The following is a 14,350-nucleotide window of genomic DNA, read 5'->3' as shown; positions in this document are numbered from 1 at the left end:
GCAGATCAGCCGCTCGCGCAAGCCGCTTAAACCGCGGCCCTCTCACCACGCTTACCCTCTAAGAGCAATATGATGGCTTTTGCCGGATGTGGACGCCCAGGCTCGGGACGCCGAATGGTCGACATCCGTCGGCGCCATGGCGGGTTGATGAAGTGCCGCTAGTTCATCGTTGACGTCCGAAACCGGACAGGCAGAAAACGGCCCAAAAAACTCCCCCGTGAGATTCGGCACAGAATGGGTGGCAGGGATCAGTGCCGGGTCATTGGGGTGCCAGCCTCGAACGACAGCGCTGCGCCCCAGAGCGGCGATTTCGTGAAGACCCTCGCCTCCTCTTGAAGCAGGCCGAGCCACGCCAGCGGGCGCAGCACATGCACATAGACGAGTGCCGCACCGCCGCCGAAGTCTCGATCTGTCACGCTTGCCGCAATGTTGATGGCGTTCAGGATCGACAGCCAGTCCACTTCGGTGGTGGCCAGCATATGCTGCGTCAGCGCAAGCCAGAGGCTCACGGGATGGGCGAGTAGGTCTTTGCCGAACTTGGTGATGTACAGAAAGCCTTTGCGGCGCCGAACGAGTTTGCCTGCAAGCAGCAGATCATGGAGGGCATAGAGAGGCGGAAAGTCGTGCTCGTTTAGCACCTTGTTGACGGCGTATAGGTCCTCTGTTCGGTAGCCAGGCCAATCGAAGGCTTCGGCAGCCCAGGTCACGAAATAGCGCTTCAAAGCGTAATTCGGAGTTAAGCCGATGGGGCCTGTCTCGACGAGATGGCGCAAGGTCAGCACGGCTGCGCGGTGCAGGGGTGACAAATCGAGGTGCGCGGCCGGGAGACAGAATTCGATCCTCATGTGCCCGATGTGCCTTCCGCCTAGTGCCGGGGCAAGAGCGGCGAGGTGAGCGCGTTTTCCTGGGTGGCCACTCATGGCCGAGGAGAACGAAAATGGGATATTCACAATATGATACGCCGGTCCAAGCTCGTCCAGCCTGGAACGCGGGCAAGACCGTCGGAACCAAGCGACCGCTTACGCAGAAACAGATCTGGGCTGTTCGCTTTTTTCTTGATCGGGAAGAGCGTGCCCGGGACCGCGCCCTTTTCGACCTTGCGATCGATAGTAAACTTCGCGGATGTGACCTGGTGAAAATCAAGATTGGCGACATTGTCTCTGGGGCAGAGATACGGACCCGGGCGATCGTCGTGCAACAGAAGACTGGCCGACCTGTGCAGTTCGAGCTGACCGCCGATGTCCGAACGAGCCTCTTGGCATGGCTCGAACGACGGGGCGGAAGTGTCGCCGACTATGTATTTCCCAGTCGTGTCGATCACGCCAATCACATGAGTACGCGCCAATATGCCCGGTTGGTTGATGAGTGGGTGACCGCCATCGGCTTGCGCAGCACCGAGTATGGCACGCACTCGCTGCGGCGAACCAAGGCGGCCATGATCTACCGGGCCACTGGCAACGTCCGTGCCATCCAGATTCTGCTTGGGCATACGAAGATCGAAAACACGGTGCGCTACCTCGGGGTCGACATCGAAGACGCGCTCCTCCTCGCTGAGCGGACCGAAATCTGATAGCGGAGCGGTCGTTCGATGTTCCGGGAGCGACCGCTCCAAGCAGGTCGCAGCCAGCCCGCCAGCGCCTGCCATTGGGGACTTTCCTGCCGTTCAGAAACGACCGGCGGAATGTCAGCTGTTTTCTGGAGCAGACCTTCGGCGCTTCCCCTGAGTGGCACCGCGGAGTGATGATAATTGGGCCGATTGGGGCCCGGCTGCTTCCGGGGCTTCAGATCGCACGTCGCGGACGTTTACGCGGCTCGCTGATCGAGCGCGGCGAGCGCGTCGTGCGCTTCTACATCGCTAGATGCTCGGCACATGGGGTTCGGCTGACCACCCAGGAAACCCCTTTTGCGCGCCCGTCGCGCATGGGCTGCGCACGCGGGCGCAGCTAGGCATATCTAGCCAAGGCCATGGCGCTCGCCCTCTAGACGAGGCGTGACACCCGCCAGCGCTTCAGGCTATTCCAGCACGACAGCGAAACGTCCGGCCACCTTCCCGCTGTTGCCCCGCAGGACAAATCGGGAGCGCTCGAAGGCGACAAACGGAAGCTTGCTCAGCGCGGTATCGGCGGTGCGCCTCAGCAGCGAGTTGCAGTCAACGCAGAGCCGGTCGGTGGTGAGCGAACCGCCAATGTCGAGCGGGAACACGCGCTCGACGGTGCGAGGTCGTTCTTCGAGGCAGATCAGGCAGTGCATGGGCGGCGGGAGTTGGGGAGGCGGCCGACGTAGCGCAATGACGGAGACGTCACGTGCCCCGCCGGACGGGTAGAGGGTCCGCCGGCCACCCGCCGGTCCGACGCTTGCATCGTGACAAAGACGAGCGCAGGGTGACCCACGTCAATGCGCGAAAGGACTCGCCCGCCGTCCCGTGGGCGGGCGCGCGGGTCGGGGGGCTCATGGCGATACAGCGTGATCACCGCATCGATCTCGGGAGTCCCGAAATCCAGGCGTTCGTCCTCAATCAGCAGAGTCAGGAGTGGTACGAGAGGTCGATCCCGCCCGCCGGCTTCTCCGCGAGCGGGGCGACTCCCAAGCTCTCCGGACGCATCGACGCCGACCCGAACGCCCGGGCCATCCGGATGCCGTTCTGCCTGATAGAGACCTACGACGTCCTGGAGGGAAGCGCGCCGGGTTCGCCGGGGGTGACCGTCGGCACTTTCGACGTGAACGTGCCGTCCGAGCAGCAGGTTGTCGTCGAGGTCTATGCTGACCTCTTCGCGCGGGACGGCATCGCCGACGCGGCCAAGACCGCGATCATTGCCGCCTTCGACGCCTTCGATCCGGCGAGCGGGCAGGACCCGGACGACTACATGGCCACGGTGCTGCGCGCCGATGCCGGTCTGCAGCCGAGCATGTTCAGGACCAACCTCTTCGCGCGCGTGCGCAAGGGGCAGGTCGTCGAGCACACCGAGGAGCGCGACCGGAAGCTGGCGCCGTACCGCGGCGCCGGGCCGGGATCGGTGTGGGACCGGTCGGGCGCGGAGCACCGGTTGCAGGGCGATCCCGGCTATTTCGTGCAGCGCAGGCTCTCAGCGAAGCGAGTGGGAACGCGGCTTGTTTCGTCCGTCCCCGTCGAGACCCCGAACCCCTATAGGATCGAAGCTCCTGCCGCGGAATTCGACCGTGCTCTGGACGTCGTCGTCAACAGGGAGGCGGAGAACGCATCCTGCAGCGGGGACGAGTACCAGATTCAGAAGTGGAAGATCGCGACGCTCCTGACGTTCCCCGAGTTCATGGTGGTCTGGCGCGACCTCGAGATCAATATCGGGTGCGGCGTCCACATCGTCTTGAGCTACCCGGTCCTGCAAATCCGCTGGTCCGACCTCACGCTCTACGCATTCGCGCGATACCCGTCAGACCTTGGCAAGCTGATCGAGAACGCGGTGACCGACTGCGCTTGGAAGGCGGCGCTGGCCGGGGCGGTCATCGGGGTAGCGATGGGCAACTTCGCGTCAGCGATCGCGGCGTTCAAGGCGCTCTTCACCGAGTGTCTGAAGGCCAAGTTCCAGGATGTGATTACGTGCATGCTGCCGGGCCTCGCGCTCGACGCGGAGGTCAAGCAGCAGTGGCAGGACATCTAGGAGGCGGGGATGGCGCGAACGACGACGCTCGAGAAGGACGGGGCGCAGCGCATCTTGGTCGTCACGGACGAGCGGGGCACGCGTGTCCTCGACGAGTTCGACGACGTGCTGACCACCTACGGGGACGATCGTCACGACGAGGCGGTGCGGAACTACGTCAACCAAGGCTGGGTGGTCGTGGCCGACACCTGAGACGGCAGCGTCGCGCGACCGCGGCACTCCCCGCCGTCGCGATCGGATGGACGTCGGGGCGGGGATCCTGGCTCTCCGCTCGGGACCGGCGTTGACCGTCCAGGGCGCCCTCGAGGCGCTCGGCGGCGCATCCGTTGCCGGTCTGCTCGCGATCGGCGGGCTGGTGGCGCTCGTCGTGGGTATCGTGCGGAGGTTCGCCCCTCCTGACGACTTCGCCTCCGCCGACTTCCGGATCCGCGGCTGGACCGACGCGCAGTCGGACAGGTACTTCGAGGAGAGGCGCGAGTTCGAGCGGATGCGCTCCCGCGGGAGCCGCGGGCTCGGCAACTCCGGCCTGATCACGCTGTGGCTGATCGCGCTAGTCGTGGGCGGTCCGCTCTCGCGCGCGACCAGCGGACAGCCTCCGACCATCACGCTGCTCATGGTCGCGGCGTGGCTCACCGCGATCGTCGTGGTGACCCGCCGGCTGCTATATCGCTTCCGACGGGCCGAGCGCTACCTCGCCTTCATCAACGGCAACGACGACTGGATGAGGTCTCCCAGGCTGCGCGGCTGACCCGTCCGGACGGCGTCGGGGTGCGGCTCCGGGTTTCACTCCGCGTCCGAAAAAGCAGCAGGCACGGGCGGCAGCAAATGGGTCGGAAGGCGATCGGCAGCTTCCCAGGCCCGACCATCACAGACCGGACTGGCAGGAGACGGCCCAGGTCCGGAAATAGGAAATTCCGCCCGCAGTCGGCCATGTGAGCCGATCATCGGCCATCCGGCCGGCTTTATAGAAAGTGATTGGGGAAGGTTCGTGGCTGTCGCCGAGAGGTGAAAATCTTCCTGCGCGCCGCGATCGCAGCCGATCGGGCGCCCCAGTCACGGACCTATACAATGACTACATCCTATCTCGCTCGCCGAATGGAGCGCGCCCGCGCGCTCGCCCCGGTGGTCGTGCTTGCCGAGCTTGCCGGGTGGCAACTCGAGATGCGGCCGGACTCGCCGATCCGGTTCCTCAAAGATCACCGCTATACGAAGGCGGGCGATCTGCTTCTGGTGCCGCTGAACGCAAAGAACAGCGATGAGCGGATTACCAACGTGCTGGCCAAGGCGCGCTGCGACGGGCTGGCCCCCGGCATGGGCAAGACCAATGACGGGCGTGATACGATGTACATCTCCATCGCGGTGTGGACCGCGAACGGGATCGACTGGCATCGCGCCTGGCGACTGTGGGCGGCGCCGAGTACCGGCGACCTGTGGTTCGTGCCCGATCCCGATGGTGAGGATCGCGACGGGTGCTGTTTCCGATTCGGCCAGCAGCTGCGCGCGGTCAATGAGCATCCCTGGGCCGATTTCGCCGAACGCGATGCGGGCCTTCTGGCGGCCGACCTGCTCGTCGCCGACCGGCTGCGCAAGTTGGAATCCGCCCGGCCGATCGACGGTGATGAGGGAGACGAGTGATGGAAGACTCGAATATCCGCAACACCTCGGAGCAACCGGCACCCGCAACGCCGCCGGTGGTCCGTCACCGTCAAAGATGGCCGAACGAGGAGTTCCGCGTCATCTGCCGCCCAACGCTACAGCCGGATCCAATGTGGGACCGGTTGACCGTCCCGCTGCGGCTGGCCGGCGCCGACGCGATGCGCCCGGACGGGCATGGTCAGTTGCCCCGGCTTGCCGCGCTGGCAACGGAGGCGCCGTGGAGCCGCCAACTGGTTGGCGATGTCGAACGCCAGTTACGCGCACAGGTCGCGCTCGGGCGTCCCTGGATCAACTTCGATCCGCTCCTGTTGGTGGGCGAGCCCGGTGCAGGAAAAACCTGGTTCGCCCGAAGGCTTGGTGCTGCGCTGGATCTCGACAGCGCGACGCTCGAACTCGGTTCGACCAGCGATGACCGGATGTTGTCCGGCACCGCACGTGGCTGGAGCAGCGCCCAGCCGGCCTGGCCGCTGATCGTCATGGCGGACAATCACTGCGCCAACCCGCTGCTGATCCTCGATGAACTCGATAAGGCGGGCGGGTCACAGCGGAGCGGCCATCCGCATCGCGCGTTGCTGGCGATGCTCGACCGCGCCTCGTCGGTTGCTTGGCATGACCAGTATCTGTTGACCGATTGCGATCTCAGCCACGTCAACTGGATCGCCTGCGCCAATGACCTGTCCCCGATTCCGCGGCCGCTGCTGTCGCGGTTCCATGTGATCGAGGTGCCGAAACTCGGAGCGGACGATTTTGACGCGCTGCTGACCTCGGTCATCCGCGAAACGGCGAAGCGGTGGGAGGTGCCCGTGACCATGCTGCCCGACCTGCCGGTCGGCGCAGTCACGCTGCTGCGCGATCGGTTCGCGCGGCATCCGTCGATCCGTGCGCTTGCTCGCGACACGCGTGCCTTGCTCACCGCGGCGCTGGCCGACGGCCACGGCCCGCGGAGGAGTTGATCGCGCGAAGATCGCCCGCGCGGCGAACGACAGATGAAGAAGCGGTCTCGCCAGTGGCTGAGCCGATTGAATGAAAAAGAAGGGTGCGACCCGGCTCGCTGTCGCGCTCCTCGGAAAAGGTAGAAAACCTCAATGTATAATATGCCGATCCGGCGCCCGAACACTGGCGCCGACCCGCTGCCGCGCCCGCGTCAGGCGATCCGCAATGTCATGATGAAGCTCGCCGCCGATATCGGCGGACCGGTCGACCTTGCTCCAGAGCAATACGATCCATGCCTCGCGCATTGCCTGCTGCTGCCGCAGGCAATGCTGGTGATCGGTGGGACGCCGTGCTGGCGACCGCTGGTAGCGACCGAGGCCGCAAGGATCGCGGATGCGACTGGCTATGATCTCATCCTGGTGAGGTACGATGCCGGGGCAGTCGATTACGACCTGCTGTTCGCCGATCACGGCGGCGACGGCTGGCTCGAACGCTGCACAGCGCGCCGCGGTGAGCGTGGTCTCGAATTTGTCCCCGCATCGCCGGCCGAGCCGATCGTCCGCGTGTCGCAATTGGGGCTGGTGACCTGCCGATCGCTGCCCGCTGCCCCCGATTTCGTGACAGAGGGCTGCTGACATGGCGACGAAGAAGAAAACCACCGCGGCGCCAGCGCCTGCCGCACCAACCGCATCGCCAGCGCAGGCCTCGCTCGAACGCTTCTGCGATGGCGGCGGCACTCACGAGGGCTTCCGCTTCCTCCGGGCGTGGTGGCAAGGCGATGGCCCGCGGCCGGGAATCGCCGGCTACGTCCTCAAGAAGCTCCGGCCAGGTGACGATCCGGAATTTGGTCGCGCGGCACGGTACGACGTGCTCCTCCCACGCGCGGCGCCGAGCGAATATATGGTGCCCGAGCACCTCCTCGCCCGTTACGATGAAATGCTGCCGCTGTTTGCGCGGCACGCTTTTGCTCAAATTACCATCGACCTTGATCGAAGCGAGCCGCTGCATGTCGGCTACGAGCGGGTGCGAAGTTATGCCAGTTCCTTCACGCACAGCTGCCACGCGGTGATCCTGGTGCTGCACCAGCCGGCGCTCGCGCTCTCGGCCAATGCGCCGCATTGCCATCTGATCATCCCAGCACGGTTTCTGACCGCCGGCGGATTCGGCGCTGCGGCGACCGCACTCTGCTCGGACCCCGGTCATCGCAGCGCGTGGCAAGCCTGGCAGGCCCATCTGGTGGCAAACTAAGAGAGGACGGCACGATGCTGGTGATCACAGCCGAAGTCTGGCCGGCCGGCGACCCACGGGTCCGCCATCGGATCGGGACGATCGTGGCGAGCAACGAAAGCGATCTCGCCGCGGTCAGTCGCTACTCGGTCCACCTCTCGCAAAACGGCGCCCCTGCCATGGGCGTCGAGCCGCTGGAACTGGCGTTCGAGGTGGCAGGCCACCGGCGCAGCGACGGACCATGGGCGCTGGTGCACGCGATCCTCGCGCGAGCGCTGCACGGTCCCACTGGCGGGCTCGATGTGGGCGCGAAACCTCCAGGGCCTGGGTGAAATAGGTGCGCCGACGCAACGACGCGCGCCCGGTATTTCGATGGTTTCTCAAGATTTATGAGTCTGAGTAAAATCCAGATGGTCAACCATTCCCTGTTTCCGTGGCCGCTGGTCACCCTCGATTTTGAGGCGAGCTCGCTGCTCCCAGGCACCTATCCGATCGAAGTTGGCGTGTGCCGATGGGTGGGACCCGGCCAGCCGCTGGAGGGGTGGTCGACGTTGATCAAGCCAACAGCGAAGTGGGTCGAACTTGGCGTCTGGTCGCCCGATTCGGCCCTCGTGCATGGTATCGCCCGCGAGGATCTGGAGGCGGGCTTAGAGCCTCAGGCCGCTCTTGAGCGGCTGAATTCTATTATCGGCTTTCGTGGTCACGCCTTGGTCGATGGCGGGGAACACGATGTCCGCTGGTTGAATATGCTGGTCGGTGCGTCGCTCGATCGCGCGATCTTCCGTCTCTCCGATTTTGACCACGTCGCCCTTCGCCTTGAGCGGGAAGGGTACGCGCGGGTTGTTCGCTATCTGGACCTGACTCCGGTCCCTCATCGGGCGCTGGATGATGCGGTACGCTTAATGCGCGCGCTGGCGGAGGGCCTGGGTGTCGATCAGCCCGTTTAATCGGTTATTTGGATTCGAAACGCTGGATAAAGGGCTTCTTCCAGACCGTACTGCTGAAGGCATCGGACGGAAGATTGACGAAGCAGGTATCGGTCATACCGGTGCAAGCGGAATGCGCACATCCACCGCCAAGCCGGGTGCGGCATTTCCCAAGACTAGCTGGCCGCCATGTAAACGCGCAATTGCATCGACCAGCGCGAGCCCCAAATCCGACCGCGACGTGCTTCTGGCGGAGTCGAGCCGTACAAATCTGCGCTTGATCTGCTCATATTGATTGGGGGCAACGCCCGGGCCGTCGTCGCGGACGCCGAGATTCACGCTTTCGCCGTCTGCTGCAACGCTGAAAGGTCTCTTATGCCTCCAGACCTGCGCAGTTCAGGTTTCGGGCTATTCAATCTGGCAACGGGCTGCGCGTTGCTGACAGCGAGCATCCTCGCGGGTCTGCTATGGGATCATTTGGGTGCCCGGGCTACTTTTGTCGCGGGGGCAGTGTTCGCCGCGCTCACCTTTGCGATGCTGGTATTGCGAGCTGACAAAGCCGATCACGTCGATGACAGGTAGGACTCGCCGGACTGCCCGCGTACCGGGCGAATGCTAGCTTTCGGCGACGGAGGCCCAGTCGCCAAACCGCCCGAACGCCAGCGCCAGCGTCGGGAGCACGAGCAGGTTGAGCAGCATCGAGGTCATCAGCCCGCCGAGGATCACCGCGGCCATCGGCCCCTCCACCTCGCGCCCGGGATCGCCCATACCGATCGCGAGCGGCAGCAGACCGAGCGCGGTGACGAGCGAGGTCATCACGATCGGCACCAGCCGGTCGCTCGCCCCCTCGATCGCGGTCGAGGCGTTCCACGCGCGCCCGTCCACCGTCACCAGATGCTCGAAATGCGCAATCATCATGATCGAGTTGCGCAGCGTGATCCCGGCGAGCGTCACAAATCCGACCAGGGCGCCGAGCGATAATTGTCCGCCGGTCACCAGCACGGCAAGCACGCCGCCGACGCAGGCGAACGGTAGATTGGCGAGCACCAGCAGCAGGTTGCGCGAGTTGCGGGTGACGATTGCGAGCAGCAGGACGATGCCGACCGCCGCGACCAGCGTGTTGATGAACAGGCTACGTTGCGCCTCCGCCTGCGCATCGGCGGTGCCGGCGAAGGTGATATAAGTGCCCGCCGGCAGCGCGATCCGACCGACCCGCTCGCGCGCATTCGCGACAAAGCCCGCAATATCGCCGCTCGGAACATTGACGGTCACCGTCTGGACGCGGCGGCCGCCGTCATGGCGCACTTGATAGCGGCCCGAGGAGGGCACGATATCCGCGAGCTGTCGCAGCGGGACGAACGTGCCGCCCGGCGTCCTGATCGGCAGATCAGCGATGCGCGACGGATCGTCGCGGCTCGCGCGGTCCATCAGCGCGATCACGTTGAAGGCGCGATCGCCTTCATAGGTCTGGCCGACGATGTCGCCCTGATAGGCGATACGCACCGCGTCGAGCACCTCGACCGGGTTCATCCCCCAACGCTGGAGATCGGCGGGCCGCAATCGGATCCCGAGTTGTGGCAGGCCGGGCGCGGCGAGCACCTGGACATCCGCGGCACCGGGAATGCTCTTGAGCGCGGTCGCGACCTCAGCCGCCTTGGCATCGACCGCATCGAGATCGTCGCCGAAGATGTTGACCGCGACCGGCGCGCCGGTGCCGGACAGCGTTTCCTCGACTCGCTCGGTGAGAAAGGTCTTGAGCGACATGCTGGCGCCAACAAAACTGCCGAGCGTGCGATTGATCTTCGCTTCGGCCGCGTCGCTCGGTGCGCCGTTGAGCGGCACCAGGTCGATATCGAACTCGCTGTAATGCGGCCCCCAGATATCGTCGGATTTCTCGGCGCGGCCGATGCGCTGTGATACCGAACGAACCTCGGGGATATGGCGAAGCGCCTGCGTGACCCGCGCGCCGAGATCGAGCGATTGATTAAGCGACGTGCCTGGTGCGGCCGCCATATGCAGGATGAAATGCCCCTCCTTGAGCTTCGGGATGAAGCTCAGCGAGAAGAAGGGCAAAGCCGCGCATCCGACCAGGATCAGGCCGAGGGTGCCGATCATCATCGGCTTCGCCCGGCCGATCAACGGCGCAAGAATGCTCTCATAGCGCGAGCGGGTGAAGCGCGCGACGGGCGCATCGTCGGTCTCGTGATGCTGGCCTGAGAGCCACATCATGCCCAGCGCCGGGGTCACGGTGAGCGCAACGAGCAGCGAGGCAAGCACCGCGAGGATATAGGCGATGCCGAGCGGCGCGAAGAGACGGCCTCCAAGGCCCGACAAGGCGATCACGGGCACGAACACCAGGATCACCGCGAGCGTCGCATAGACCACCGCGCTGCGCACCTCGAACACCGCGTCGATGACGACGTTTGCGCGTGGACGCGGCGTATCGAGCGCCTGGTTCTCGCGCAGCCGGTGGACGATATTCTCGATTCCGATCACAGCATCGTCGACCACCTCGCCGATCGCGATCGCGAGGCCGCCGAGCGTCATCGTGTTGAGCGTGATCCCGAAGCGCGACAACAGCAAGGTCGCGGTGAGCAGCGACAGGGGGATGGCGGTGCAGGCGATCGCCGCGGTGCGCAGGTTGAACAGGAACAGGAACAGCACGACGACCACCAGCACGCCGCCGAGCAGCAGCGAATGCTGGATGTTGGCGAGCGCGGTGCCGATGAAATCGGCGGGGCGGAACAGCCGGTCGTGGAGCATGATACCCTGTGCCGCCAGCGCCGGCTTGAGATCGGCGAGCGCCGCCTCCGCTGCGCGTGTCACCGTGAGGGTATCGGCACCATATTGCTGCGTGATGTTGATGATGACGCCGGGCTTGCCCATCACCGTCGCGGCCCCGATCGGCGGCTCGGGCGCCTCGACCACCTCGGCGACATCGCCCAGCGTCACCCGGCCGGTCGGCGCGGCTGAGACGATCGTCCGCGCCAGCCCGCGCGGGTCGAGCATCTGCCCGTCGCTCTGCAGGACGATACGCTGGTTGGCGGTGTCGATCACGCCGGCGCCGCGCAGCCCGGTGGCATTGCGCGCGGCGGCGAGCACGTCATTGGTCGCAACACCGTAGCGCCGCAGCTGGTCGGGATGAAGCTGGATCTGGATCGAGCGCACCTCGCCGCCGAAGACGGTCGCGTCGGCTACCCCGGGCACCGCGAGCAGGCTCCGGCGGACGGTCCATTCAGCGGTCGTGTGGAGCGTCATCAGCGACTGGCGGGTCGATGTGAGGCCGACGACCAGGATCGTGCTGGTGGAGGTGGTCAGCGGGGTCAGCGCCGGCGCGGCGACACCTTGCGGCAGCGACTGCGCGACCGAGGCCAGCCGCTCGGCAGCGAGCTGTCGATCGCGATTGATATCGCTGCCAGGCGCGAACACCAGATTGATCGCCGACAGCCCCTGGATCGAGTTCGAGCGCACTGCCTGGACACCCGGCAGCCCGGTGACCACCGCCTCGATCGGCCGCGTCACGAGCAGCTCGACCTGCTCGGGTGATAACCCCGGCGCTTCGGTCTGGATGCCGACCTGCGGCGGCGCGAACTCGGGATAGACGCCATATTCGGCGTGACGAAGGCTCAGCAGGCCATAGACGACCAGCAGGCAGGCGAGCGCGACCGTGATGCCGCGGAACCGCACCGCAAGGCCGATGAGCGCGGCCTGCGGCCCCTTAGGCTGCGCGGTCATCAATCGTCGCTATCGGCGGCGGGCGCGTTGCCGCGCAGTTCTTCGGACAGCAGGAGCTGCGCGCCATGCGTCACGATCATTGTGCCGGGCTGCAGGTTGGCGACAATGAAATTGCCCCGCTGGTCGCGCCGGTCGGCGGTAATGGGCAGACGAGCGAAGGCGCCGTCGGCGCGACGACGATAGACCCAGCTCTTCCCCTGCCAGTCGACGATCGCGGATTGTGGGACGGCGGCCGCGCGGCCGGTTGCCCTGACTGGCAGATCGGCGGTGACGCTCATCCCGGGGACGAGGTCGCTTGAAGCGGGAACAACATAATAAGCGCCGCGCCCCGGGACGCGCGGGTCACTCCGCGCCGCGACGCCGACGAAACGGGCAGTGGCGCGTGCGCCGCCGTCGCCTTCGAGCGTGAGGGTGGCCGGCGCCGCATCGATATCGGCCGGCAGCGCGACCTGCACCAGCAGCAAACGGCGGCCGACGATCGCGGCGACGAGCGGAGAGCCGGGCAGCAGCGCGGACCCGAACTCCTGCCGTGCGCTGGCGATCGCGGTCGTCGCTTGTGCCTGGGCGGCCTCCACTCCGGCGCGATCCGTCTGATACGCCGCTTCGGCAGCCTGCAGCTGCGCGAGCGAGGCATTTTGGGCATCGGCATAGAGTTGCCGGGTTCGCGCGAGCGCGGCCGCCGAAGCCGTCGCCCGCGCGCGAGCCGCGGCGGCCTGTGCACTGTTGACCGACCAGGCGTTGGCGAGATCGGTCAGCCGTGCGGTATCGACGATCGTGGCGAAGACCGGCGTGCTCGTCGCGCCGTCGCTCGCCGCGAGCGGCGTAGTGGTAATCCCGCTGCGCGCCAGCGTCGCCCGATCGAGGCGAAGCACGGTCTCGCCCTGATCGGTGAAGACACGTTGCGGGATCGCCGTGGGCTTTTCATCGGCTTCCGCGGCCTCGCGCACGACGCCTGCCAGACCAACGGCCGTCACTAGTCCTACGCCGACGGCGGCAATGACGAATATCCGGGATCGCGCGATCTTCATGGCATCGTCCTGTTGGTGGAGGCGGCCGGCAACGCCTTGGTGAAAATCGGGACGCGCAATGCATCTTCGAGCTGGCCGAGCGCGGTTCGCTCGGCGATCAGCGCCTGCAATCGCGATTCCTGGCCTGCGGCATAGTCGATCTCGCCGGTCAGCAAGGTGACCCGATCGATCGCGCCCGCGTTGAATACTCGCATGTTGCGTCTGGCGCGGTCAGCCTGTTGCGCAGCAAGTGTGTCGGCCGCGACAAGGCTGGCGCCGGTGCTTTTCCGGGCCGCTTCCGCGCGATCGATCTCGGTGATGATCCCGGCCTGGAGCGCGGTGAAATTGGCGGCGGCCTCGCGGCGGTGCGCCATGGCTTCGGCAACCGGGCCGCCGTTCGCGTTGAATACCGGAAGGTCGGTCTGCAAGCTCAGCGAAAATTTGTTGTCGCCCTGGTCATATTGATAGCCGGGACCGATCGAAAGGTTGGGCAGGCGGTTGGCGAGTTGCAGCTTCAGCGCCGCTTCGCTCGCGGCATAGCGCGCAAGGCTCGCGCGAACATCGCTGCGCGCGGTCAAAGCAGTCTTACGTAAGGTGGCGACGTCGGACGGCTGCTTCGCATCGGCGAGCGCGGCATAATCGAGGACAAGGCCGGTCAGCGCATGAACCGGCACGCCGATCGCGCTGGCAAGCGACACACGTGCATCAGCGATGTCGCGGGCGGCGTCGGACACCGCCAGCACCAATATATCGCGGTTCGCGCGCTCGCGCCCGGCATCAAGCGCGGAAACGTCGCCGGCCGCGAGGCGGCGCTCGACCAGCGCGGCCAGCTCGGTCTGCAGGTCGCGCCGCCGTGCGATCAGCCCGGCGCGTTGCTCAGCGCCCCATAGTGCAAGCATCGCGGCTCGAACCCGGCCGCGCACCTGCCAGCTCACATTGGCGACATCGAACCGCGCCGCCTCGGTCAGGGCCTTGGCCTCATCGGTCCGCGCCTCGCGCTTGCCGAACAGTTCGAGCAGCAGGTTGATCGCGGTGCCGATCGTCCAGGCGGTCGGATTAGCGTTGGTCGCATTGAATTGCGGGGTGAGATTGAACGATGGATTGGGGCGCTGCGCTGCCGTCCGTATCGCCGCTTGCGCGACCGCGAGCTGCGCGTCGGCAACGTCGAGATCGGGGTGGAAATAGACCGCCGCCAACGTCAGCTGATGCAGATCCCACCGACCACCCGCCG

General features: G+C 65.8%; 16 protein-coding genes and 1 pseudogene. 11 read left to right on the top strand and 6 right to left on the bottom strand.

Features of this window, described 5'->3' with window-relative positions; all coding sequences use genetic code 11:
* Positions 1 to 248 precede the first annotated feature (248 nt).
* Complete coding sequence (locus Q0316_RS09025) at positions 249 to 845, bottom strand: hypothetical protein (protein ID WP_298671520.1); 597 nt, start codon at positions 843 to 845, stop codon at positions 249 to 251.
* Positions 846 to 937: 92 nt separating this feature from the next.
* Here Q0316_RS09025 and Q0316_RS09020 point away from each other — a divergent pair, with 92 nt between their 5' ends.
* Entirely contained in the window at positions 938 to 1,570 is a 633-nt protein-coding gene (locus tag Q0316_RS09020; protein ID WP_298671518.1) for a tyrosine-type recombinase/integrase, read from the top strand.
* Between the two features lie 443 nt (positions 1,571 to 2,013).
* On the opposite strand, the gene Q0316_RS09015 is transcribed toward Q0316_RS09020, so the two are convergent.
* A complete protein-coding gene (locus tag Q0316_RS09015) occupies positions 2,014 to 2,250 on the bottom strand; it encodes an HNH endonuclease (RefSeq protein WP_298671517.1) in 237 nt (78 codons plus the stop codon).
* Between the two features lie 131 nt (positions 2,251 to 2,381).
* Between Q0316_RS09015 and Q0316_RS09010 the strand changes: the two genes are divergently transcribed.
* The 9 genes from Q0316_RS09010 (at position 2,382) to Q0316_RS08970 (ending at position 8,398) form a co-directional block, all read left to right on the top strand.
* On the top strand, positions 2,382 to 3,635 hold the full coding sequence (locus Q0316_RS09010; protein WP_298671514.1) for a hypothetical protein: 1,254 nt from the start codon (positions 2,382 to 2,384) through the stop codon (positions 3,633 to 3,635).
* Positions 3,636 to 3,644: 9 nt separating this feature from the next.
* Positions 3,645 to 3,827, top strand: a complete 183-nt coding sequence (locus Q0316_RS09005; protein ID WP_298671512.1) for a hypothetical protein — start codon at positions 3,645 to 3,647, stop codon at positions 3,825 to 3,827.
* A gap of 46 nt (positions 3,828 to 3,873) precedes the next feature.
* Positions 3,874 to 4,383, top strand: a complete 510-nt coding sequence (locus Q0316_RS09000) for a hypothetical protein (RefSeq protein ID WP_298671510.1) — start codon at positions 3,874 to 3,876, stop codon at positions 4,381 to 4,383.
* A gap of 347 nt (positions 4,384 to 4,730) precedes the next feature.
* Positions 4,731 to 5,270 (top strand): hypothetical protein, encoded by a 540-nt coding sequence (locus Q0316_RS08995; protein ID WP_298671508.1) that lies wholly within the window; start codon positions 4,731 to 4,733, stop codon positions 5,268 to 5,270.
* Positions 5,270 to 6,244 carry an AAA family ATPase gene (locus Q0316_RS08990; protein WP_298671505.1) on the top strand — a complete coding sequence of 325 codons (975 nt, stop codon included), beginning with the start codon at positions 5,270 to 5,272 and terminating at the stop codon, positions 6,242 to 6,244. The genes Q0316_RS08995 and Q0316_RS08990 overlap by 1 nt, the downstream gene beginning before the upstream one ends.
* A 132-nt stretch (positions 6,245 to 6,376) precedes the next feature.
* Entirely contained in the window at positions 6,377 to 6,859 is a 483-nt protein-coding gene (locus Q0316_RS08985; protein ID WP_298671502.1) for a hypothetical protein, read from the top strand.
* A 1-nt stretch (position 6,860) separates the two neighbouring features.
* Complete coding sequence (locus tag Q0316_RS08980) at positions 6,861 to 7,472, top strand: hypothetical protein (RefSeq protein ID WP_298671500.1); 612 nt, start codon at positions 6,861 to 6,863, stop codon at positions 7,470 to 7,472.
* 14 nt (positions 7,473 to 7,486) lie between these two features.
* Entirely contained in the window at positions 7,487 to 7,783 is a 297-nt protein-coding gene (locus Q0316_RS08975) for a hypothetical protein (protein WP_298671497.1), read from the top strand.
* Positions 7,784 to 7,840: 57 nt separating this feature from the next.
* Positions 7,841 to 8,398, top strand: coding sequence for an exonuclease domain-containing protein (locus Q0316_RS08970; protein WP_298671495.1), 558 nt, complete (start codon positions 7,841 to 7,843; stop codon positions 8,396 to 8,398).
* A gap of 93 nt (positions 8,399 to 8,491) precedes the next feature.
* Here Q0316_RS08970 and Q0316_RS08965 read toward each other — a convergent pair.
* Positions 8,492 to 8,725: pseudogene (locus Q0316_RS08965) on the bottom strand (ATP-binding protein); the annotation flags it as partial.
* A 27-nt stretch (positions 8,726 to 8,752) separates the two neighbouring features.
* Here Q0316_RS08965 and Q0316_RS19720 point away from each other — a divergent pair.
* Positions 8,753 to 8,959, top strand: a complete 207-nt coding sequence (locus Q0316_RS19720) for an MFS transporter (protein ID WP_367179674.1) — start codon at positions 8,753 to 8,755, stop codon at positions 8,957 to 8,959.
* Positions 8,960 to 8,992: 33 nt separating this feature from the next.
* Here Q0316_RS19720 and Q0316_RS08960 read toward each other — a convergent pair whose 3' ends face one another.
* Genes Q0316_RS08960 through Q0316_RS08950 form a run of 3 tightly spaced genes read right to left on the bottom strand, consistent with a single transcriptional unit; the run spans position 8,993 to position 14,315 of the window.
* Complete coding sequence (locus Q0316_RS08960; protein WP_298671489.1) at positions 8,993 to 12,112, bottom strand: efflux RND transporter permease subunit; 3,120 nt, start codon at positions 12,110 to 12,112, stop codon at positions 8,993 to 8,995.
* Positions 12,112 to 13,140, bottom strand: a complete 1,029-nt coding sequence (locus Q0316_RS08955) for a hypothetical protein (RefSeq protein ID WP_298671486.1) — start codon at positions 13,138 to 13,140, stop codon at positions 12,112 to 12,114. The genes Q0316_RS08960 and Q0316_RS08955 overlap by 1 nt, the downstream gene beginning before the upstream one ends.
* Complete coding sequence (locus tag Q0316_RS08950; RefSeq protein ID WP_298671484.1) at positions 13,137 to 14,315, bottom strand: TolC family protein; 1,179 nt, start codon at positions 14,313 to 14,315, stop codon at positions 13,137 to 13,139. The genes Q0316_RS08955 and Q0316_RS08950 overlap by 4 nt, the downstream gene beginning before the upstream one ends.
* Positions 14,316 to 14,350 lie beyond the last annotated feature (35 nt).

Source organism: uncultured Sphingomonas sp. (assembly GCF_937871615.1).
Lineage (GTDB): Bacteria > Pseudomonadota > Alphaproteobacteria > Sphingomonadales > Sphingomonadaceae > Sphingomonas.
This window is presented reverse-complemented; position numbering and strand designations above follow the sequence as displayed.

Bases quoted from the DNA above. Each gene is read 5' to 3' on its own strand.
- Q0316_RS09025 (WP_298671520.1), bottom strand. From the start codon at position 845: ATGAGGATCGAATTCTGTCTCCCGGCCGCGCACCTCGATTTGTCACCC.
- Q0316_RS09020 (WP_298671518.1), top strand. From the start codon at position 938: ATGGGATATTCACAATATGATACGCCGGTCCAAGCTCGTCCAGCCTGG.
- Q0316_RS09015 (WP_298671517.1), bottom strand. From the start codon at position 2,250: ATGCACTGCCTGATCTGCCTCGAAGAACGACCTCGCACCGTCGAGCGC.
- Q0316_RS09005 (WP_298671512.1), top strand. From the start codon at position 3,645: ATGGCGCGAACGACGACGCTCGAGAAGGACGGGGCGCAGCGCATCTTG.
- Q0316_RS09000 (WP_298671510.1), top strand. From the start codon at position 3,874: ATGGACGTCGGGGCGGGGATCCTGGCTCTCCGCTCGGGACCGGCGTTG.
- Q0316_RS08995 (WP_298671508.1), top strand. From the start codon at position 4,731: ATGGAGCGCGCCCGCGCGCTCGCCCCGGTGGTCGTGCTTGCCGAGCTT.
- Q0316_RS08990 (WP_298671505.1), top strand. From the start codon at position 5,270: ATGGAAGACTCGAATATCCGCAACACCTCGGAGCAACCGGCACCCGCA.
- Q0316_RS08985 (WP_298671502.1), top strand. From the start codon at position 6,377: ATGTATAATATGCCGATCCGGCGCCCGAACACTGGCGCCGACCCGCTG.
- Q0316_RS08980 (WP_298671500.1), top strand. From the start codon at position 6,861: ATGGCGACGAAGAAGAAAACCACCGCGGCGCCAGCGCCTGCCGCACCA.
- Q0316_RS08975 (WP_298671497.1), top strand. From the start codon at position 7,487: ATGCTGGTGATCACAGCCGAAGTCTGGCCGGCCGGCGACCCACGGGTC.
- Q0316_RS08970 (WP_298671495.1), top strand. From the start codon at position 7,841: ATGAGTCTGAGTAAAATCCAGATGGTCAACCATTCCCTGTTTCCGTGG.
- Q0316_RS19720 (WP_367179674.1), top strand. From the start codon at position 8,753: ATGCCTCCAGACCTGCGCAGTTCAGGTTTCGGGCTATTCAATCTGGCA.
- Q0316_RS08960 (WP_298671489.1), bottom strand. From the start codon at position 12,112: ATGACCGCGCAGCCTAAGGGGCCGCAGGCCGCGCTCATCGGCCTTGCG.
- Q0316_RS08955 (WP_298671486.1), bottom strand. From the start codon at position 13,140: ATGAAGATCGCGCGATCCCGGATATTCGTCATTGCCGCCGTCGGCGTA.